Below are 17,412 nucleotides of genomic sequence, written 5' to 3' on the forward strand. Positions count from 1 at the left end.
CCCGGCGCGGGCGGCCCGCCCGGCTGTGCCCGCTCGGAAGGCCGGGTCCGGGGACCGGCATTCCGGGCGGGCGCGGGTCAGAAGCCCGAGGCGGGACGGGGCGTGTAGTGCTCCTCCAGCCGCTGCAGCTCGTCGGCGCCGAGCTTCAGGTCGGCGGCGGCGACCGCGTCGGTGAGGTGGTGCGGCTTGGTCGTGCCGACGATCGGCGCGGTGACGGCGGGCTGGTGCAGCAGCCACGCCAGCGCCACCTGGGCCCGGCTGACGCCACGCTCGGTCGCGACGGCGGCGACCGCGTCGATGATCCCCTTGTCGGAGTCGGCGGTCTTGTCGTAGAGGACCTTGCTGAACGCGTCGGTGCCGCTGCGGGTGGTCTCCTCGCCGGGATCGCGGGTCAGCCGGCCCCGCGCGAGCGGACTCCACGGGATGACGCCGATGCCCTGGTCGAGGCAGTACGGCAGCATCTCCCGCTCCTCCTCGCGCTGGAGCAGGTTGTACTGGTTCTGCATGGACACGAACCGGGTCCAGCCGTGCAGGTCGGCCACGTGCTGCATCTGCGCGAACTGCCAGGTCCACATCGAGGACGCGCCGATGTAGCGGGCCTTGCCGGCCTTGACCACGTCGTGCAGCGCCTCCATGGTCTCCTCGACCGGCACGTTCGGGTCGCGCCGGTGGATCTGGTACAGGTCGATGTAGTCGGTGCCGAGCCGGCGCAGGCTCTCGTCGACCTGGGTGAGGATCGCCGCCCGGGACAGGCCGCCGCCCTTCGGGCCGGGGCCCATCGTGCCCATCACCTTGGTGGCGATGACCACCTCGTCCCGTTTCGCGAACTCCCGCAGCAGCTGGCCGGTGATCTCCTCGCTGGCCCCGAGGGAGTAGACGTTGGCGGTGTCGTAGCAGGTGATTCCGGACTCGACCGCCTGCCTGAAGTACGGCCGGGACTCGTCGATGCCGAATGACCACTGATGGGTGCCGCGGGCGGGCTCGCCGAAGCTCATGCAGCCCAGCACGATCTTGGAGATCGTCAGCCCGCTCCGGCCCAACCGAACGTATTCCATGCCCTGGACGCTACTCCTCCGGGGTGGCCGCGCGCGGTGGTCGCGGGTCACCGCGATCACTGTGCCGCAAGGGATACGCGCCGTCCGGGCCGGGAAAACCGGTCAGCATGCCGTTACGACGGGCTGCCGGAGGATGGTGCGGCGCTTGCCCGGCTCGACCTTGCGGAAGTCGCTGAGGTAGATCTCGTGGTGCTTGCCGCCCATGGTCAGGCCGTGGGCCGGGATGAAGTCGTCGTGCATGGCGGCGAGGACCTCGGCCTCGTCGTCGAAGGATCCGATGTGGAGGGTCTGGACGCAGGGGCCTTCGGCGAGGGCCTCGAGACGGACGTCGTCCAGGCGCGCGGGGCGGTCGCCGGCGGAGGCCTTGGCGACGGCGGCGTCGAACATGGTGGTGGTGATCCAGTCGGGCACCATCATCAAGAGTGTCCAGTCCCAGCGGGACTTGTCGCGGGCGGTGGTGAAGGCGGCCATGTCGGGGGACCACCACAGGCCCTCCAGGGGCATGACGACGTAGTCCCGGCCGAGATCCTGTTTGCTGGCGAACTTGAGCTTGTACGCGACGGGATAGAGAGCGCTGACGGCATCGGCGAACTCGGGTGAGGAGTTGGGATCGCCGCGTCCGTCGATCATGAGGTACTGCATCGGCGGGACCTCGACGACCCGGAACTCGTGCCGGCGAGCCTGGTAGGAGTCGAGCGTCTTCTTGAAGTCGGTCTTGGCCATGGCGGGAGTCAACCAGCCAGCAGGGCGACGGCGAGGGCGATGACGACGGCGGCCGTGCCGCCGTGCATGGCCCAGGCGAGGACCTTGGAGCCGCCCCAGCGCAGGACGATGATCGCGTCGCCGACGGGGATGACGGCGGCGACGAGCATGAACCAGCCCATGGCGTGCGGACCGGAGGCGGCCAGCATCACCAGCGTCGCCAGGCCCGTGGCCAGGTCCCGGATGCCCTTGACGTTCAGCCACGCGGCCAGGACTCCGTCCGGCCACTCGGGCAGGCCGAAGCCCTTGGCGGTGGCCGTCGGCGCGATCAGGAAGAACGCCCCCATCACGACCACCGCCACGCCGAGCACCACCGCCAGGATCACTGTCGCTGTGTACATCTGCTGCCACCCCTCGGGAATCTAGCGCTGCTAGCTTTCGTAGCGACGCTAGCAGTAGCTGCGCTCGGAAAGCTAGCGGTGCTAGAATTTCGAGCGTGACCGTGCAGCAGCGGCGCGAGCGGGACCGCGCGAAACGGCAGGAACTGATCGTCCGGACGGCTCGGGAGCTGGCCGAGGCCGAGGGCTGGGACGCGGTGACCACGCGTCGGCTGTCGGAGCGGATCGAGTACAGCCAGCCGGTGCTGTACAGCCACTTCGCCAACAAGGACGCCATCGTCACCGCCGTCGCCGAACAGGGCATCGTCGAACTGTCGGCGGCCATCAAGACGGCGCGGCGCAAGCACGTCGAGCGCTACGACCTGCTGCGGGCCGTCGCCGTCGCCTACCTCGACTTCGCCGCGGCCAACCCCGCGCTCTACGAGGCGATGTTCACTCTCGACGTCGGCCTGCGCTTCGCCCAGCCCGACTCGCCGCCGGCGCTGCGCGAGGCGTTCGCCCAGTTGGCGGCCACCTTCGACACGCTGGTCGAGGACCCGGCCGAGGTCGGCACCTTCACCGAGGTCGCCTGGGCCGCCCTGCACGGCCTGGCCACGCTGACCCGCGCCGGCCGGCTCTCCGATGGCCACCACGACGCCCGGATCGACCTGCTCATCACCCGGTTGCTGGCATGACGGGCGTAGTGGCGTGGGGCAGGGGGCTGCCGGCATGAGAAGCAAGATCGTCGTCACGGGCGGCACCGGCCGGCTCGGACAGGTGGTGGTCGAGCGGCTGGCCGACCGGGGCTGCGAGGTGCAGTCGATCAGCCGCCGCAACACGACGGTCTCGGTCGACCTGCGCAAAGGGACGAACATCGATCAGGCCATCGAGGGAGCCCGGGCGATCGTGCACTGCGCGACGACGAACGGGCGCGGGGACATCGTGGCGACCCGGAACCTGATCGAGGCGGCGAAGCGGGCCGGCGGGCCGCACCTGGTCTACATCTCGATCGTGGGCGTCGAGCGGGTGCCGATGCCGTACTACCGGGCGAAGCTGGCGGTGGAGCGGGAGATCGCGGAATCCGGACTGCCGTGGACGATTCTGCGCACGACCCAGTTCCACGAACTCGTCGCGCAGATCCTGGGCCTGGCCGCCCGGCTGCCGGTGATGCCGCTGCCGGCGGGCTTCCGATTCCAGCCGATCGACGCGACCGATGTCGCCGACCGGCTGACCGGGCTGGCCCTCGGCGCGCCGGCCGGCCGGGTGGCGGACATGGGCGGGCCGCAGATCCTGGACGTGCGGCAGCTGGCCCGCACCTACCTGATGCTCACGGGCAAGCGCCGGCCGCTGCTGTCGGTCCCGGTGCCGGGCGCCATCGCCCGTGGCTATCGGGAGGGCCACCACCTGGCCCCCGACCACGCCGTCGGCCGCCGCACCTTCGAGGAGTTCCTGGCCGGATAAAAAGCACGTGCCCGGAGCGGTTTCGGCTGGTACCGTCATCGGCATGATCCTCTGAGCGCGCCTTCGTGCGACTTCATCCCCAGGTACGTGACGAACCCTCAGGAGGACACTCATGCCCGAGCAGCATGCCGACCAGAACCCGGCCGATCAGGCCCCGGAGTCCACCGCGGTGGGCGACGAGTCCACCGTCCGCCCCAACCGCGCGGAGCGCCGGCACAAGGGCAAGGCCGCCAACAAGACCAACGGCGTGGCCTACAACCCGCACATCAAGACGGCGAGCACCGGCCACCAGCGCCAGTACTCCAACCGTCGCAGCGGGGGATGACCCGGCTCGACCTCGCCCGTGACGCCCTGGCCGGCCTGTCGGTCGGGGACGCCCTCGGCGCGCAGTACTTCGTTCCCGGCAACGCCCTGCCGCGTATCCCGGCGGGACCCTGGGAGTGGACGGACGACACCGAGATGGCCTGCTCGGTGTTCACCGAACTGCGGGATCGCGGGGAGATCGACCAGGACGAGCTGGCGGGCCTGTTCGCGGACCGGTGCGAGCCCTACCGGGGCTACGGCCCCGGTGCGGTGGTGATCCTGCACCGGATCCGCGACGGCGTGCCGTGGCAGACGGCGGCCGGCGCCGCGTTCGGCGGCACCGGCTCCTGCGGCAACGGCGGCGCGATGCGCATCGCGCCGCTCGGCGCCTTCTACGCCGACGACCCGGACCGGGTCGTGGAGCAGGCCACGCGGGCATGCCAGGTGACGCACCTGCACCCGGAGGGCGTGGCGGGCGGCGTCGCCGTCGCGCTGGCCGCCGCCTACACGGGTGGTTGCCGGCTCAAGTCCTCGCCGCCGACGGCGGAGGGGCTGTTCGACTTCGTGCTGGGCCGCCTGCCGGACAGCGAGGTCCGCCGCCGCGTGGAGCGGGCCAAGCAGCTGCTGGGCCGGTCGGCGGCGGAGGTGGCGTTCGAGCTCGGCAACGGCTCGCGGGTGCTGGCCCAGGACACGGTGCCGTTCACGCTGTGGGCGGCGGCGACACATGTCGACGACTACCGGCAGGCCGTGTTGACGTGTGTCGAGGTGGGCGGCGACATCGACACCACCAGCGCGATCGTCGGCGGCATCGTCTCGCTCGTCGCCGACGTGCCCGAGGACTGGCTCGCCGCGCGGGAACCGCTGCCGTCCTGGGTGTCCTGAACGAGAGCGCCGGCGTCGGGCCGCCGATAATCGTTGGCGCCGTCGGCTCGGGAGCTGTTAGCTTCGGGTCATGCGCTTCGTGCAGCTGCCCCTGTACCACTGAGTGTCGAGTGGACCTCGCGTACCCACTCGTCTTCGACTCAGCAGGAGTTCTGCCGTGCACATCTCGTTCATGGCCGTGCCCGAGCACGGCCACATCAACCCCGGCCTGCCGCTGGTGACCGAACTGGTCGCGCGCGGGCACCGGGTCAGCTACGCGACCACCGACAAGTTCGCCGACCTCGTCGAGAACGCCGGAGCGACGGCGCTGCTGCACACCACGACGTTCCCGGAGCGCATGCCCGAGGACGGCGAGGCCGGCACGCGCATGTTCGTCGACGAGTTCAACGCCGTCACGCCGCAGATCGAGGCGTTGTACGCCGACGACCGGCCGGACGTGATCGTGTGTGACATCGGCGCGTTCCAGGGGCCGGTGCTGGCCGACCGCTGGGGCATCCCGGTGGTGCAGCTGTCGGCCAGCTACATCGCGATTCCCGGCAGCGATGCCGACGACTTCCCGGCATTCGTTGCCGCGTACGGGATTCCGCCGGCGTTGCTGACGCCGCGGCCGTGCCTGGTGGCGATGCCGCGGTCGTTCCAGTTCGACGCCCCGGCCGTGGACGGCGCCTTCACCTTCGTCGGCCCGATGGGGTCGCCGGAGCCGTGGCCGGCGCCGGACGACCGGCCGGTGCTGCTGATCTCCCTCGGCTCGTCCTACACGGACCGGCCGGACTTCTTCCGCGCCTGCCTGGCCGCGTTCGCGGACAACGGCTGGCACGTGGAGATGGCCGTCGGGCGGTTCGTCGAACCGGCCGATCTGGGGCCGCTGCCGGCGAACTTCGTTGTCCGGCAATGGGTTCCGCAGGCGTCGATCCTGACGCGGGCGAGCGCCTTCATCACGCACGCCGGCATGGGCGGCGTCATGGAGGCGCTGGCGCAGGGCGTACCGCTGATCGCGGTGCCGCAGGCCGTCGACCAGCTGCTCACCGGTCCGCGGATCGAGGAACTCGGCCTGGGGCGGCACATTCCGCGCGACGAGGTCACGGTTGACCGGCTTCGCCAAGCGCTGCACGAGGTCGCGACCGACAGCGAGATCGCCGCCAACCTCAAGCGGATCCAGCAGGAAATCGTTGCCAGCGGCGGAGTCCGGCGAGCCGCCGACATCGTGGAGTCCCAGGTGGAGGGTTAGTGACACAGGTGCGGGTGGCCGAGGCCGGCGAGCTGGCCGGTCTCGTGGCCGTCGAGGACGCGGCCGACCAGCTGTTCGGCGCGTACGGGATCGTGTTCCCGCCGAGCCCGGACATCGACCGGGTCGCCGACCCGGCGGACGTGTTCGTCGTCGGCCGGCCGGCGGTCGGCTTCGCCCACGTCGGCGACGTCGACGACGGCCTGCACCTGCACCAACTGGCCGTGCACCCGGATCACGGGCGCCGCGGCCTGGGCACCGACCTGCTGGCGGCCGTCTTCGGGCGCGCCGCCGGCAGGGCGGTCACGCTCACCACGTTCCGGCACATCCCGTGGAACGAGCCCTGGTACCGGGAACGCGGCTTCACCGAGGTGACGGCGTTCGGCCCGGAGCTCAGGCGCATCGTCGAGGGCGAGCGGTGGCTGCGTGACCTGGGGGAACGCGTGACCCTTACGTCCAAGGTAATGGTCCGGGCGACCTCGCGTGGGTAGCGTCGCCGGTATGACGACGGCGGAGATCAGGCAGCGGCCGGTGGGGGAGCTGCTGCGGCAGTGGCGGGAGCACCGCCGGCTGAGCCAGCTGGAGTTGTCGAACCAGGCTGAGGTGTCGACCCGGCACCTCAGCTTCCTGGAGACGGGCCGGTCGACGCCGAGCCGGGACATGGTGCTGCACCTGGCCGACCGGCTGAACGTGCCGCTACGGGAGCGGAACACGCTGCTGGTGTCGGCCGGCTACGCGCCGGTCTACACGAGGACGTCGCTCGACTCGCCGGAGCTGGCGCCGGTGCGGGCGGCGGTCCGGCAGATCCTCACCGGCCACGACCCGTACCCGGCGGTGGTGGTGGACCGCTACTGGAACCTGCTCGACGCCAACGCGAGCGCGTCGTTCCTGACCGCCGGGGCGGCGGAGCACCTGGTCGGTCCCTCGACGAACGTGCTGCGGCTGGCGCTGCACCCGGAGGGCATGGCGCCGCAGATCGCCAACCTGGGGGAGTGGCGGGCGCACCTGCTCGGTCAGCTGCGGCGGCAGCTGGACGCCGTCGCGGATCCGGAGCTGACCGAGTTGTACCGGGAGCTGAAGTCCTACCCGTGCGACGACGAGGAGCCGGACATCGAACTGATGCCGGGCCCCAACAACCTGATCGTGCCGCTGCGGATCCGGCGCTGCGACGTGGAACTGTCGTTCTTCAGCACGATCGCCACCTTCGGCACGCCGCTGGACGTGACGGTCGCCGAGCTGGTGATCGAGTCGTTCTTCCCGGCCGACGACGTCACGCGGAAGTTCATGACCAGCTTGTGAGCACCTCGTCGATGCGCTGCCAGATCCGGTCCCGCGCCTCCTGACGAGGCACGCCCTTCATCAGCAGGGCGTCGTAGTCGGTGTCCTCGTGTCGTACCGAGGCGACGACGGCGTGCCGGACCGCTCGCTCGTCCAGCGCCCGCCCGGCCGCGGACCGCCCGACCCGGCCGCTGCCACGCAGAGCCGTGTGCCGGGCGATGGCGTCCGCCCGCTCGGCCGGGATCTTCGGGAACAGCAGCCGGATCTCGACCGCGAACTGGCCCATGAACTTCTCGTCGAGCAGCTCGCGGCGCTCCGCGTCCTTGACCCGGCGCCGGGCGCGCAGCTCCTCGTCGTCGAGGCACTGCTGCTCGGCGCGGTCGAGCGCGGCCGGCTCGACCAGGATGCCCACCCGCCAGATCCGGTTGCGGCGGCGCGGATCCGGCCGGACGACGATCGCCGCCAGGCCGCTCTCCTTGCGGGCGCGGCGGCTCAGCGTCGCGTTGCCGGCCTTGAGGAACACCAGGTGGTCCAGGTCGGCGCAACCCATGCAGATCGCGGCGCCGGCGTCCATCATCAGCCACTCGTCGGGGCTGCCGCACTCCTCGCACCGGAACTCCTCGCGCGCCTCCAGCACGACGAGGTCCGGCACCTTCTCATCGGTGGCCGGGCGTGCGTCCGCCTTGCTGCAGCGCAGATGCACCCACTCGGTGTCGCGGTCGGCGGTGAAGCGCAGGGCGCGGCGGTCGCGAGTGGCCGAGACGTGCGGGGCGGTGTTCAGGTTGAATCCACTGCCGCCCCACAGCCGGAACACCTCCGCCGCCTCCAGCAGCTTGTCGTCGTCCACGGAGACGGCCTTGGACAGCGGGTCGAGCTCGCCGCGCCGCCAGCTGTCCACGTTCTTCTGGTGCACCCAGCCGAGCTCGACCAGGACCTCCAGGAACGACACCCGACCGCGGCGGCTCACCAGGGTTTCCGCGATGGTCCGCACTCGCGTGCTCAACTGCATGGCACTGACCATACGATCGGTCCGGTGATCCCCTACAGCGGGCTGCGGCTCGACCGTGCCAGTGACCGTCGGTCCGATCCGGACTGGATCGCCGCCCTGCGGGCCCGGCCGGGCGCCCGGGTGCTGCCGTTCTGGCAGGACCGGTACGCGCCGGACAGCGAGCCCCACGGCGAGGAGGTGTTCCTCGGCCTCGACGGTGAGGACGGCGCGTTCGCGGTGGAGCTGGCCGAGGAGCCGGCGTCCACGGTGGACGTGCGGGCACTGTTCGGTGACGTCAGCGCCCAGGAGTCGGCGATGCTGGTGTACGCCAAGGCGCTGCTGCACTGGAACCGGAACCAGCGGTTCTGCGGCGCGTGCGGTGGCGGGACCAGGCCCCGGCACGGCGGCAACGTCCGGGACTGCCTCGACTGCGGGCGGGAGCTGTTCCCGCGGATCGAGCCGGCGGTGATCGTTCTCGTCGAACACGGCGACCGGGCGCTGTTCGGCCGGAACGCGCGGGCGGACCGGTTCTCCACCCTGGCCGGCTTCGTCGAGCTCGGCGAGAGCCTGGAGGACGCGGTGCGGCGGGAGGTCGCCGAGGAGGCCGGCGTCGCCGTCGGTGACGTGTCGTACGTCGGCTCGCAGCCGTGGCCGTTCCCGGCCGGTCTGATGGTCGCGTTCCGGGCGGTCGCGCTCTCCGACGTCATCAACGTCGACGGCGAGGAGCTGGCCGAGGCCCGCTGGCTGACCCGGGAGCAGGTCCGCGAGCAGCACATGCCCCGGCTGCGGGACTCGATCGGCGCCCACTTGATCGAAACATGGCTCTCGACCCCGCGCGCTTTGTGACGCCGACCACTAATCTGAGCGGTCAAGGCAGCCCCTGCGCCGAACGGAGGCGAGCACGATGCGGATCGCGGACGTCCTGCGGAGCAAAGGGTCGAGCGTGGCCACCGTGCCACCATGGACCACGGTCACCGAGCTGGTCGGTGAACTGGCCAAACACAACATCGGCGCGGTTGTCGTGCTGACGCCCGAGGGGGTGGCCGGCATCGTCTCCGAGCGCGACGTGGTCCGGCGGCTCGCCGAGCGCGGCCCGGCGCTGCTGGACCGGCCGGTGTCGGAGATCATGACCACCTCGGTGTTCACCTGCACGCCGGACGACACCGTCGAGACCCTGTCGGTGCTCATGACCGAGCGGCGCATCCGGCACGTGCCGGTGCTGGACAACGGCCGGCTGGCCGGCATCGTCAGCATCGGCGACGTGGTGAAGCGCCAGATCAGCAAGCTCCAGGAGGAGCAGGCCCAGCTGGAGCAGTACATCATCCAGGGCTGAACCCGGCGCCGGCCCGCGTGCTGGGCCGGCGCCTGCTTTCTCACCTTTGCAGCGCGAAGCCCTGCGTGTCGCTGCCGGTGAGCGCGGAGATCGACGTGAGGCCGACGACCGGCGCCGGTGTGGCGACCGCGCCGCCGACCGTGCCGTTGCCGAGCTGGCCGAAGGTGTTGTCGCCCCAGGTCCAGGCGGTGCCGTCGCCCCGGACCGCGCCCGGGACGTGGGTGGCGAGCGCGATGACCGGGCCGATGCTGGCCGGCACCGGCGTGGCCTGGAGATCGAAGCCTGTGGTGCCGTTGCCGAGCTGGCCGGCGTCGTTGCGGCCCCACGACAACACCGTGCCGTTGTTGCCCCGCGCATGTGTGCCGGAGGTCGAGTCGATGTTGGACAGGCCGGGCACCGGCACCGGCTCGTAGGCCGGCCCAGCGGTGGCGACGCCGGTGCTGTAGGCCTTGGCGTCCGGGCCCCACGCCGCCACGCTGTAGTCGGCCAGCACCGCGAAGGCGGTGTCACCGGAGCCGGTGTCATCCGTGGGGGCGACGGAGATCCGCCGGACACCGGACAGGTTGTGCACCTGCACCGGAGTGGTGGCTGGGACGTCGTTGGCGGTGCCGATGCCGAGCTCGCCGCCGTAGTTGGCGCCCCACGCCCACACCGTGCCGTCGTTGCGCAGCGCGTAGTGGGTGGTGTCGCCGCCGGCGATCGCGGTGATGCCGCTCAGGCCGGGCACCTGCCGCAGCGAGGTGCCGATCTGCCAGACGGTGCCGTCGAAACGGAGCGCGTAGCCGCTGTGCCGGCCGGCGACGACGGCCTCGACGTTGCTCAGGCCCGGCACACGCACCGGCACATCCGAGTGACAGTCGACATCAGCCGCCGGCCCGGCCAGCGCGCAGCTGGCGTTGGTGCCGAGCTGGCCGAAACCGTTGCCGCCCCAGGCCCACACGGTGCCGTCGCTGCGCAGCGCCAGGGTCGAGCCGCCGTTGCTGTCGACGATGGTGACATGGTCGAGGCCGAAGACCGGCGTCGGCGTCGGCGCGGGCGTGGTCACGTTGCGGCGGGTGCCGAGGTAGCCGGAACCCCAGCCGTAGACACAACCCTGGGTGCACGTGAACGGCGGCGCGAAGTAGGCGTAGACGTCGACGATGACATCCACTGTGCCCCAGGCGTTGTACAGGTCGATCTGCCCATCGGCGCTCACCGCGACGGTGGCCGAGTTGGACACGGTCTGGCCGGCGACGAGATTGAGGGTGGAGGCGTTCGGTTTGGGCGAGCCGTGCGGCGCAACCGTGACGAAGGTGTTGCTGGACGGGTTGGTGGCGGTCAGGTTGAGCACCACGGCGGTCGCGGTCGGCGGAATGACGCCGGACAGGTCGACGCTGCGGGCGGTGCCGGTGACGGGGGTCGAGGTCCGGGTGTCGATGGCCCGCGACGAGATGACCGTGCTGAACGTGGCCGGTGAGGTCGGCGCGTAGTAGCCGGTGAGGTCGGCGACGAGATCCACGGAGCCGAACCGGTTGTACAGGTCGATCTTGCGGCCCTCGCCGAGCGGGACAGTGACGCCGTTCGGCGTGTCGAGGCCGGGCGTCACGTTCAGGCTGGAGGTGCCGGGCCGCGGCGCACCATGCGGCCACGCCGTGACGAAGGTGCTGGTGGTCGCGTTGGTGCCGGTCAGGTTGAGCACGACCGCCGTCGCGTTGGCCGGAACGCTGCCCGACAGGTCCAGCGTGTACGTCGAATCGGCCCGGATCGCGCCGATGCCGTTGCGGGTGTCGAGCACTCGTGACGGGTTCTGCGCGGTCAGGCCGGTCGTCGCGGACGGCGAGTAGTAGCCCTCCAGATCGACGACGAGCTGCACGGAACCGTTGCGGTTGTACAGATCGACCTTGTGACCGGCCCGCAGCTCGACGGTGACGGCGTTCGGGATGGCCCGGCCCGGCACCACGTTCACGTTCGAGGTGATCGGCAGTGGCGCGCCGTCCGGGTACACGGTGATGAAGGTGTTGGTGGTGGCGTCGACCGCCGTCACGTTCAACAGCACCGCGGTGGCGTCCGCCGGCACGGCCGCCGACAGGTCCAGCGGCCGCGACGCGTCGTCGCCCACCGGCCCGGAACCGTCGCGGGTGTCCAGCACCCGTGTCGGCGTGACCGCCGTGAAACCGTTGCCGGCGCCGGGACTCGTCGCCGCCGATGCCGTCGCCGGCGCCAATGTGACGCCCGCTAACAGCGCGCAGGCGACAACCGCAGAGATCCGCACGTAGAGCCCCCTAGACGTGAAACGTCCCCGACCTGCGTGCACTGTACGGCGGCGGTCACACCCCGCGCAGCCCACCGACCAGGGTGGAGGTGACCAGCGCCGCGAGGGTGTCGGGCTCGTTGCCGGTGGCCGCGCGCCGCTCGATCGCCTCGTGCAGGAGCGCGAAGAAGACCCGGATGGCCCAGTCGAGGTCGGTGTCCGGGGCGATGGTGCCGGTGTCGGCCAGCCGCTGGAACAGGGCGCGGTTCTTGGCCTTGATCCGTTCGACGACGTCCTCGTGCGCGGCGGAGGGATGGGCGTCGGCGATCCGCCAGCGGCTCTTCACCCGGATGTAGCCGGCGCTCAGCTCGTGCAGCGCGACCAGCGGCGGCGCGGTGTCCGGCCGGCTGTCGTCGATCACCGCCTCCATCTGCTCCAACATGTCCTGCACGAGCGCGTCCAGCAGCGCCTCGCGGCTGGCGAAGCGCCGGTGCACGGTGGTGCGCGCGACGCCGGCGGCGTCGGCGATCTGCTGCAGCGTCGCGGCCGGGTTCTCGGCCAGCACCCGGTCGGCGGCGTCGAGGATGGCGCGCACCGTCCGTTCGGAGTCGGCACGCAGCGGTCGGGTCACGTGACCATGGTATGCGGCAACTCCGGGTTGCAACTTTTGGCAATGTCGCTACATTGATGTTGCAACTCTGAACGCAGAGGGGACGAACGAGATGCAGATGCGGGTATTGGGCGGGACCGGGATCAAGGTCAGCCCGTACTGCTTCGGTGCCATGAACTTCGGCGCCTGGGCGAACTCCGACCACGACGAGGCGGCGGCGATCATCAACGCCGCGCTGGACGCCGGCATCAACTTCGTCGACACCGCCGACGTCTACTCGGCCGGCGAGTCGGAGGAGATCGTCGGCAAGGCGATCAAGGGCCGGCGCGACGACGTCGTGCTGGCCACCAAGTTCCACGGCAAGATGGGCGAGGACGTCAACCACCAGGGCGCGTCACGCCGCTGGATCATGCACGAGGTGGAGAACAGCCTGCGCCGGCTGGACACCGACTACATCGACGTCTACCAGATCCACCGGCCCGACCCGGACACCGACATCGAGGAGACCCTGTCCGCGCTGACCGACCTGGTGCGCGCCGGCAAGATCCGGGCGTTCGGCTCGTCGACGTTCCCGGCCGAGCTGATCGTGGAGGCGCAGTGGGCCTCGCAGCGGCGGGGCTTCGAACGGCTGCGCACCGAGCAGCCGCCGTACTCCGTCCTCAACCGGACCATCGAGACGGCGGTGCTGCCGACGACCCAGCGCTACAGCATGGGCGTGCTGGTGTGGAGCCCGCTGGCGATGGGCTGGCTGGCCGGCAAGTACCGCAACGGCGTCGACATGAGCACCGGTCGGGCCAAGATCGTGCCCGCGATGTACGACCAGGCGCTGCCGGCGAACGTGCGCAAGGCCGAGGCGGTCGAGGAGCTGGCCAAGATCGCGGCGGACGCCGGCTGTTCGCTGACGCACTTGGCGATGGCCTTCAGCATCGCCCACCCGGGCGTGACGTCGGCGATCATCGGCCCGCGTACCCGTGAGCAGCTCGACGACCTGCTCGCCGGCGCGGACCTCGTGTTGGACGACGAGACGCTCGACCGGATCGACGAAGTGGTCGCGCCGGGCACCGCGATCAACGCCGAGGACTCCTTCTACACGCCCCGTGAGGTCAGCGAGATCTCGTTGCGGCGACGGCCCGTCGCAACCCGTTCGGCCGCCTGAGACTGGCGCTCCGTCGCCGGGTGATTACCATCGCGGCATGCACCTGGCCGGGGGACGCCTGCGCGACTTCGCGCGGGGCTGCGACGCGCTCGGGGGCGGGGGTGGAGGGCAGGCGCGCTATGCGCTGCCGCTGGCCGCCCACGCCGTCGAGCTGACCGGCCCGGTCCAGGTGGTGCAGCCGGCCGAGCTGCCCCCGGACGGCCTGGTGATGCCGTGCACGTTCCTCGGCGCGCCGGCGATCGGGGCGGAGCGGATCGGCACCTGCCGCGAGGCCGCCACCATCCGCGTGCACATCGAGCGGCACTTCGGCAAGCCGGTCGTGGCCATGCTGTGCAACGAGATCGGCGGCTTCCACGGCGCCGCGTCGGTCGCGCTCGCCGCCCACGCCGGCCTGCCGATGCTGGACGCGGACGGCATGGGGCGGGCGTTCCCCGGCATGTCCCGGGTGGCGATGCACCTGGCCGGCGTCACCCCGGACCCCGTCGTCCTGGCCGACGAGCACGACCGCGTCGTCGCCGTGCACGCGGGCGACGGCTGGGCGGAGCGGATGGCCCGCTCGGTGGTCGTCGGCTTCGGCGACCGCGGCGTGAGCAGCGAGTACGTGATGACGGTCGACCAGGTCGCCGACGCCGTCATCACCGGCTCCGTCGGCAAGGCGCTGCGAATCGGCGAGCTGATCGGCGAGGCGGCGTCCGTGCCGGATGCGGCGCGGGCGATCGTCGCCGAGTTCGACGGCCTGCTGATCGCCGAGGGCCGGGTCACCGCGGCGCTGCCGGAGCCCGGCCGGCACACGCCGGCGACGATCGAGGGCACCGGCGCGGACAGCGGCCGCACGCTGCGGCTGGAGGCCGGGCACGAATACCTCGCCGTCATCGAGGACGGCGAGGTGCTCGCGACCGTGCCGGACATCATCACCGTCTTCGACACGTACACCGGCGAGGCGCTCGGCGCCGGTGAACTGCGCTACGGCCAGCGCGTGGTGGCGGTGGCGCTGCCGTGCCCGGACGTGTGGCGCACGCCGGCCGGGCTCGACCTGGTCGGGCCGGCGGCGTTCGGCCTCGACCTGCCGTACCGACCGGTGGCCGCGTCATGACCCCCGACCGGAGCTGCCGGCTCGGCATCTCGATGCACCGCGACCGGTTCGCGGCGGCCGTCGTCGAGAGCGACGGCACCGTGCTGGCCTCGATCGAGCGGCCGACGCCGACCGCGACCGTCACGACCGTGCTGCCGGTGGTCGTCGACGAGCTGATGGCGCAGGCCGGGCCGCGGGGCGTCGACCTCGAGCACATCCAGCAGGTGATGGTCGGCGTCAGCGAGATCGACGGCCTGGCCGGGCTGCCCGGCGCCGAAGCCGGTTGGCGGCGGTGGCCGGGGCAGCTGGGGCCGGTCGCCGTCGTGCGGCTCGGGGCGGCGACGACCTCGCTGCCGCCGCTGGCCGGCTGGCCGGCGTCGTTCCGTGCCACGGTGTCGATCGCCGAGGCGTGCGTCGCCGGCGGGGCGCGGCTGGACGGCACCGACTTCGAGCCGCTCGACACCGCCGGGCTGGTGGCGTTCGCGCGGAAGATCGCCGGCAAGGTCAACGCGGTCGCGGTGAGCAGCGTGTTCGCCGCCGTCGCGCCCGGGCACGAACTCGCCGCCGCCGGCCTGCTGCGCGCCGAACTCGGCGACTCGGTGCCGATCCTGCTCTCCCACGAGATGAGCGGCTCCGGGCTGCTGGAGCGCGAGAACGCCACGGTGCTGCAGGCCGCGCTGATCCGGCGGGCCTGGGGTGCGGCGCACCGGCTGCGCCGTGCCCTGGTCGACGTCGGCCTCTCGCACGCCGAGCCGTTCCTCGCCCGTAACGACGGGTCGATCATGACCGTCGACTACGCCCTGACCCGGCCGCTGCTCATGCACGGCGCCGCGGCGGCGGTCGGCGCGCGGGGAGCCGCGCTGCTGGCCGGCGAGCCGGAGGCGCTTGTCGCCTTCACCGACGTCGACGGCGAGCCGACGGCCGTGTGCTCGGTGACCGCCGGGTCGGCCCAGCTCGCCGCCGGCTCCACCGTGATCGCCGGCGTGCAGACGGGACTGCGGACGGTCGCCCTCGTGCCGACCACGCCGCCGATCGGCGGGACCGGGTGCGGGCTGCCGCAGCTGGCCGAGGCCGTCGACCGGGCCAAGAGCTCGCCACGGGACCTGCCGCTGCTGGTGATCGGTCCGGGCGCGGAGAAGCTCGTGGACACCCTGCCGGGGCCGCTGCCGGGCACGACGCTCGTGTGCTGCCCGCCGCGGGCGGACGCCGCCGCGGCCGTCGGCGTGGCGGTCGCGCCCGTGAGCGGCGAGGCGGTGCGGATGTTCAGCGCCAACAGCCCGCACGGCGACGACATTCGTCACCGCGTGAAGGAGCAGGCGCGAGCCGCGGCCGTGCACGCCGGGGCCGATCCCGCGACGGTCGCCGTGACCGACGTCGAGGAGTCGACGGTTCCTTACGTCAGCGAGCCCACCATGGTGCTGCGTGTGCGCGCCGAGGGACCGCCGCGCGTCGGCTGGCGGCGCACATACGAGCGGAGTTGACACGGAGCGACCGGAAATCCGGCTACCCTGCCCTGTGCCTCGACGACTGCTGCGCCTGCTGGTTGCCCTTTTCGTGCTGATGTGCACGGTTGTGGCGCCGGCAGCGGCCGCCGACCCGGCCGGCTGCGACTTCCGGACCGCCCCGCCGCCGCCCGTCGACTCGTCCGAGAATCCGGCGCCCGGTCAGCAGCCGCCGGCCCCGGTGCCCGTGCCGAAGCAGCCTGTCGGCGGTTCGCGGATGACCGAGTGCGGCCTCGTGCTGCCGCCCGGCGCCGGCCAGCCGCCCGGCAACCAGTTCGAGTCGTGGGTGCTCGCCGACCTCGACACCGGCCAGGTGCTGGCCGCCCGGGACCCGCATGCCCGGCAGCGCCCGGCGTCGCTGATCAAGGTGCTGCTGGCTCTGGTCGTCATGCGCGAGCTGAAGATGGACACCGTCGTCACCGGCACCTGGGACGACGCCAACCAGGACGGCACGCGCGTCGGCATGGGGCCCGACGGCAAGTACACCAACGACCAGCTGTTCCATGCGCTGCTCATGCACTCCGGCAACGACTGCGCGTACGCCTTCGCCACCCAGCTCGGCGGCGTCGACAAGACCGTGGCCAAGATGAACGCTCTCGCCCACAGCGTCGGCGCCCTGGACACCCGGACCGCGACGCCGGCCGGGTTGGACGGCCCCGGCATGATGTCCTCCGCCTACGACCTGGCCGTGCTGTTCCGGCTTGCCATGCAGGACAAGCGTTTCGCCGACGCCGTGTCCACCCAGCAGATCCAGTTCCCCGGCTGGCGCGACAAGCCCGGCTTCGTCGTCGGCAACGACAACCCGTTGCTGTACAACTACGACGGCGACCTCGGCGGCAAGACCGGCTACACCGACGACGCCCTGCACACGTACATCAATGCCGCGCAGCGCAACGGCACCCGGATCGTCTTCGTCGGGATGCGGGGCACCATGAGTCCCGTGACGGCGATGTACTCGCAGTCCGCGCCGATGATGGACTACGGCTTCTCCCTCAAGTCCTCCGGCGCTCAGCCCGTCGGTCAGTTGGTCGACGCCGACCCCACCGCCAAGCCCACCGTCACCACCGCCGCCCCACCGCCGGGCGAGTCCCAGCACGTGCTGGCTTCCGGCCAGTCCGGCGACGCCGGCTTCAGCATCTCCACCGCCCTGGCCGTGGTGGCGTTGTTGTTGGTACTCGGTGGGGTCGTCTACGCGGGCATGCGCCGGCGGCGCCACACCTGACCCCGGCTCGCCGGGG

19 protein-coding genes are annotated in these 17,412 nt (G+C 71.7%); 13 read left to right on the top strand and 6 right to left on the bottom strand.

Annotated features, from left to right (window positions below; translation table 11 throughout):
- Positions 1 to 77: 77 nt before the first annotated feature.
- The 3 genes from BJ998_RS29335 to BJ998_RS29345 all read right to left on the bottom strand — a co-directional run bounded on the left by BJ998_RS29335 (position 78) and on the right by BJ998_RS29345 (position 2,158).
- On the bottom strand, positions 78 to 1,055 hold the full coding sequence (locus tag BJ998_RS29335) for an aldo/keto reductase (RefSeq protein ID WP_184866580.1): 978 nt from the start codon (positions 1,053 to 1,055) through the stop codon (positions 78 to 80).
- Positions 1,056 to 1,157: 102 nt separating this feature from the next.
- On the bottom strand, positions 1,158 to 1,778 hold the full coding sequence (locus BJ998_RS29340; RefSeq protein WP_184866581.1) for a GyrI-like domain-containing protein: 621 nt from the start codon (positions 1,776 to 1,778) through the stop codon (positions 1,158 to 1,160).
- A gap of 8 nt (positions 1,779 to 1,786) precedes the next feature.
- Positions 1,787 to 2,158 carry a DUF4267 domain-containing protein gene (locus tag BJ998_RS29345; RefSeq protein WP_184866582.1) on the bottom strand — a complete coding sequence of 124 codons (372 nt, stop codon included), beginning with the start codon at positions 2,156 to 2,158 and terminating at the stop codon, positions 1,787 to 1,789.
- Positions 2,159 to 2,253: 95 nt separating this feature from the next.
- Between BJ998_RS29345 and BJ998_RS29350 the strand changes: the two genes are divergently transcribed.
- The 7 genes from BJ998_RS29350 (at position 2,254) to BJ998_RS29380 (ending at position 7,304) form a co-directional block, all read left to right on the top strand.
- The gene (locus tag BJ998_RS29350) at positions 2,254 to 2,829 is read left to right on the top strand and encodes a TetR/AcrR family transcriptional regulator (protein ID WP_184866583.1); all 576 of its coding nucleotides are present in this window, start codon (positions 2,254 to 2,256) and stop codon (positions 2,827 to 2,829) included.
- A 34-nt stretch (positions 2,830 to 2,863) separates the two neighbouring features.
- Positions 2,864 to 3,595, top strand: a complete 732-nt coding sequence (locus tag BJ998_RS29355) for an SDR family oxidoreductase (protein WP_184866584.1) — start codon at positions 2,864 to 2,866, stop codon at positions 3,593 to 3,595.
- A gap of 112 nt (positions 3,596 to 3,707) precedes the next feature.
- Positions 3,708 to 3,920: a hypothetical protein gene (locus tag BJ998_RS29360; RefSeq protein ID WP_184866585.1), complete on the top strand. Its 213-nt coding sequence runs from the start codon at positions 3,708 to 3,710 to the stop codon at positions 3,918 to 3,920.
- Entirely contained in the window at positions 3,917 to 4,780 is an 864-nt protein-coding gene (locus BJ998_RS29365) for an ADP-ribosylglycohydrolase family protein (protein ID WP_184866586.1), read from the top strand. The genes BJ998_RS29360 and BJ998_RS29365 overlap by 4 nt, the downstream gene beginning before the upstream one ends.
- A gap of 172 nt (positions 4,781 to 4,952) precedes the next feature.
- Positions 4,953 to 6,008 (top strand): nucleotide disphospho-sugar-binding domain-containing protein, encoded by a 1,056-nt coding sequence (locus tag BJ998_RS47740; RefSeq protein WP_376776012.1) that lies wholly within the window; start codon positions 4,953 to 4,955, stop codon positions 6,006 to 6,008.
- The gene (locus BJ998_RS29375; protein WP_184866588.1) at positions 6,008 to 6,496 is read left to right on the top strand and encodes a GNAT family N-acetyltransferase; all 489 of its coding nucleotides are present in this window, start codon (positions 6,008 to 6,010) and stop codon (positions 6,494 to 6,496) included. Before BJ998_RS47740 ends, BJ998_RS29375 begins: the two co-directional genes overlap by 1 nt.
- Positions 6,497 to 6,506: 10 nt before the next feature.
- Positions 6,507 to 7,304 (top strand): helix-turn-helix domain-containing protein, encoded by a 798-nt coding sequence (locus BJ998_RS29380; protein WP_184866589.1) that lies wholly within the window; start codon positions 6,507 to 6,509, stop codon positions 7,302 to 7,304.
- Here BJ998_RS29380 and BJ998_RS29385 read toward each other — a convergent pair.
- Positions 7,288 to 8,292: a DUF2293 domain-containing protein gene (locus BJ998_RS29385; RefSeq protein ID WP_246488679.1), complete on the bottom strand. Its 1,005-nt coding sequence runs from the start codon at positions 8,290 to 8,292 to the stop codon at positions 7,288 to 7,290. The two genes, BJ998_RS29380 and BJ998_RS29385, sit on opposite strands and share 17 nt — an antisense overlap.
- 24 nt (positions 8,293 to 8,316) lie before the next feature.
- On the opposite strand from BJ998_RS29385, the gene nudC reads away from it, so the two are divergent.
- Together nudC and BJ998_RS29395 are read left to right on the top strand one after the other, a co-directional pair.
- Positions 8,317 to 9,117, top strand: coding sequence for an NAD(+) diphosphatase (gene nudC / locus BJ998_RS29390; protein ID WP_221338165.1), 801 nt, complete (start codon positions 8,317 to 8,319; stop codon positions 9,115 to 9,117).
- 58 nt (positions 9,118 to 9,175) lie between these two features.
- Positions 9,176 to 9,604 (top strand): CBS domain-containing protein, encoded by a 429-nt coding sequence (locus tag BJ998_RS29395; protein ID WP_184866591.1) that lies wholly within the window; start codon positions 9,176 to 9,178, stop codon positions 9,602 to 9,604.
- A 40-nt stretch (positions 9,605 to 9,644) separates the two neighbouring features.
- On the opposite strand, the gene BJ998_RS29400 is transcribed toward BJ998_RS29395, so the two are convergent.
- Both BJ998_RS29400 and BJ998_RS29405 read right to left on the bottom strand, forming a co-directional pair.
- A complete protein-coding gene (locus tag BJ998_RS29400; RefSeq protein WP_184866592.1) occupies positions 9,645 to 11,855 on the bottom strand; it encodes an RCC1 domain-containing protein in 2,211 nt (736 codons plus the stop codon).
- A 55-nt stretch (positions 11,856 to 11,910) separates the two neighbouring features.
- Positions 11,911 to 12,465, bottom strand: a complete 555-nt coding sequence (locus BJ998_RS29405; protein WP_184866593.1) for a TetR/AcrR family transcriptional regulator — start codon at positions 12,463 to 12,465, stop codon at positions 11,911 to 11,913.
- Positions 12,466 to 12,556: 91 nt separating this feature from the next.
- Between BJ998_RS29405 and BJ998_RS29410 the strand changes: the two genes are divergently transcribed.
- From BJ998_RS29410 to BJ998_RS29425, 4 genes are read left to right on the top strand one after another with little or no spacing between them, the layout of a single operon-like run.
- Positions 12,557 to 13,600 carry an aldo/keto reductase gene (locus tag BJ998_RS29410; protein WP_184866594.1) on the top strand — a complete coding sequence of 348 codons (1,044 nt, stop codon included), beginning with the start codon at positions 12,557 to 12,559 and terminating at the stop codon, positions 13,598 to 13,600.
- A 37-nt stretch (positions 13,601 to 13,637) separates the two neighbouring features.
- Positions 13,638 to 14,693 carry an S-methyl thiohydantoin desulfurase family protein gene (locus tag BJ998_RS29415; protein ID WP_184866595.1) on the top strand — a complete coding sequence of 352 codons (1,056 nt, stop codon included), beginning with the start codon at positions 13,638 to 13,640 and terminating at the stop codon, positions 14,691 to 14,693.
- Positions 14,690 to 16,153: a hypothetical protein gene (locus BJ998_RS29420; RefSeq protein WP_184866596.1), complete on the top strand. Its 1,464-nt coding sequence runs from the start codon at positions 14,690 to 14,692 to the stop codon at positions 16,151 to 16,153. Before BJ998_RS29415 ends, BJ998_RS29420 begins: the two co-directional genes overlap by 4 nt.
- A 34-nt stretch (positions 16,154 to 16,187) precedes the next feature.
- A complete protein-coding gene (locus BJ998_RS29425; RefSeq protein ID WP_184866597.1) occupies positions 16,188 to 17,396 on the top strand; it encodes a D-alanyl-D-alanine carboxypeptidase family protein in 1,209 nt (402 codons plus the stop codon).
- Positions 17,397 to 17,412 lie beyond the last annotated feature (16 nt).

The sequence above is a fragment of the Kutzneria kofuensis genome, from assembly GCF_014203355.1.
In the GTDB taxonomy this organism is placed as follows: domain Bacteria; phylum Actinomycetota; class Actinomycetes; order Mycobacteriales; family Pseudonocardiaceae; genus Kutzneria; species Kutzneria kofuensis.

Excerpts from the sequence above, each read along its gene's own strand:
- BJ998_RS29395 (WP_184866591.1), top strand. The coding sequence starts at position 9,176 with ATGCGGATCGCGGACGTCCTGCGGAGCAAAGGGTCGAGCGTGGCCACC.
- BJ998_RS29365 (WP_184866586.1), top strand. The coding sequence starts at position 3,917 with ATGACCCGGCTCGACCTCGCCCGTGACGCCCTGGCCGGCCTGTCGGTC.
- BJ998_RS29385 (WP_246488679.1), bottom strand. The coding sequence starts at position 8,292 with ATGCAGTTGAGCACGCGAGTGCGGACCATCGCGGAAACCCTGGTGAGC.
- BJ998_RS29415 (WP_184866595.1), top strand. The coding sequence starts at position 13,638 with ATGCACCTGGCCGGGGGACGCCTGCGCGACTTCGCGCGGGGCTGCGAC.
- BJ998_RS29340 (WP_184866581.1), bottom strand. The coding sequence starts at position 1,778 with ATGGCCAAGACCGACTTCAAGAAGACGCTCGACTCCTACCAGGCTCGC.
- BJ998_RS29335 (WP_184866580.1), bottom strand. The coding sequence starts at position 1,055 with ATGGAATACGTTCGGTTGGGCCGGAGCGGGCTGACGATCTCCAAGATC.
- BJ998_RS29380 (WP_184866589.1), top strand. The coding sequence starts at position 6,507 with ATGACGACGGCGGAGATCAGGCAGCGGCCGGTGGGGGAGCTGCTGCGG.
- BJ998_RS29345 (WP_184866582.1), bottom strand. The coding sequence starts at position 2,158 with ATGTACACAGCGACAGTGATCCTGGCGGTGGTGCTCGGCGTGGCGGTG.
- BJ998_RS29355 (WP_184866584.1), top strand. The coding sequence starts at position 2,864 with ATGAGAAGCAAGATCGTCGTCACGGGCGGCACCGGCCGGCTCGGACAG.
- BJ998_RS29410 (WP_184866594.1), top strand. The coding sequence starts at position 12,557 with ATGCAGATGCGGGTATTGGGCGGGACCGGGATCAAGGTCAGCCCGTAC.
- BJ998_RS47740 (WP_376776012.1), top strand. The coding sequence starts at position 4,953 with ATGGCCGTGCCCGAGCACGGCCACATCAACCCCGGCCTGCCGCTGGTG.
- BJ998_RS29420 (WP_184866596.1), top strand. The coding sequence starts at position 14,690 with ATGACCCCCGACCGGAGCTGCCGGCTCGGCATCTCGATGCACCGCGAC.
- BJ998_RS29360 (WP_184866585.1), top strand. The coding sequence starts at position 3,708 with ATGCCCGAGCAGCATGCCGACCAGAACCCGGCCGATCAGGCCCCGGAG.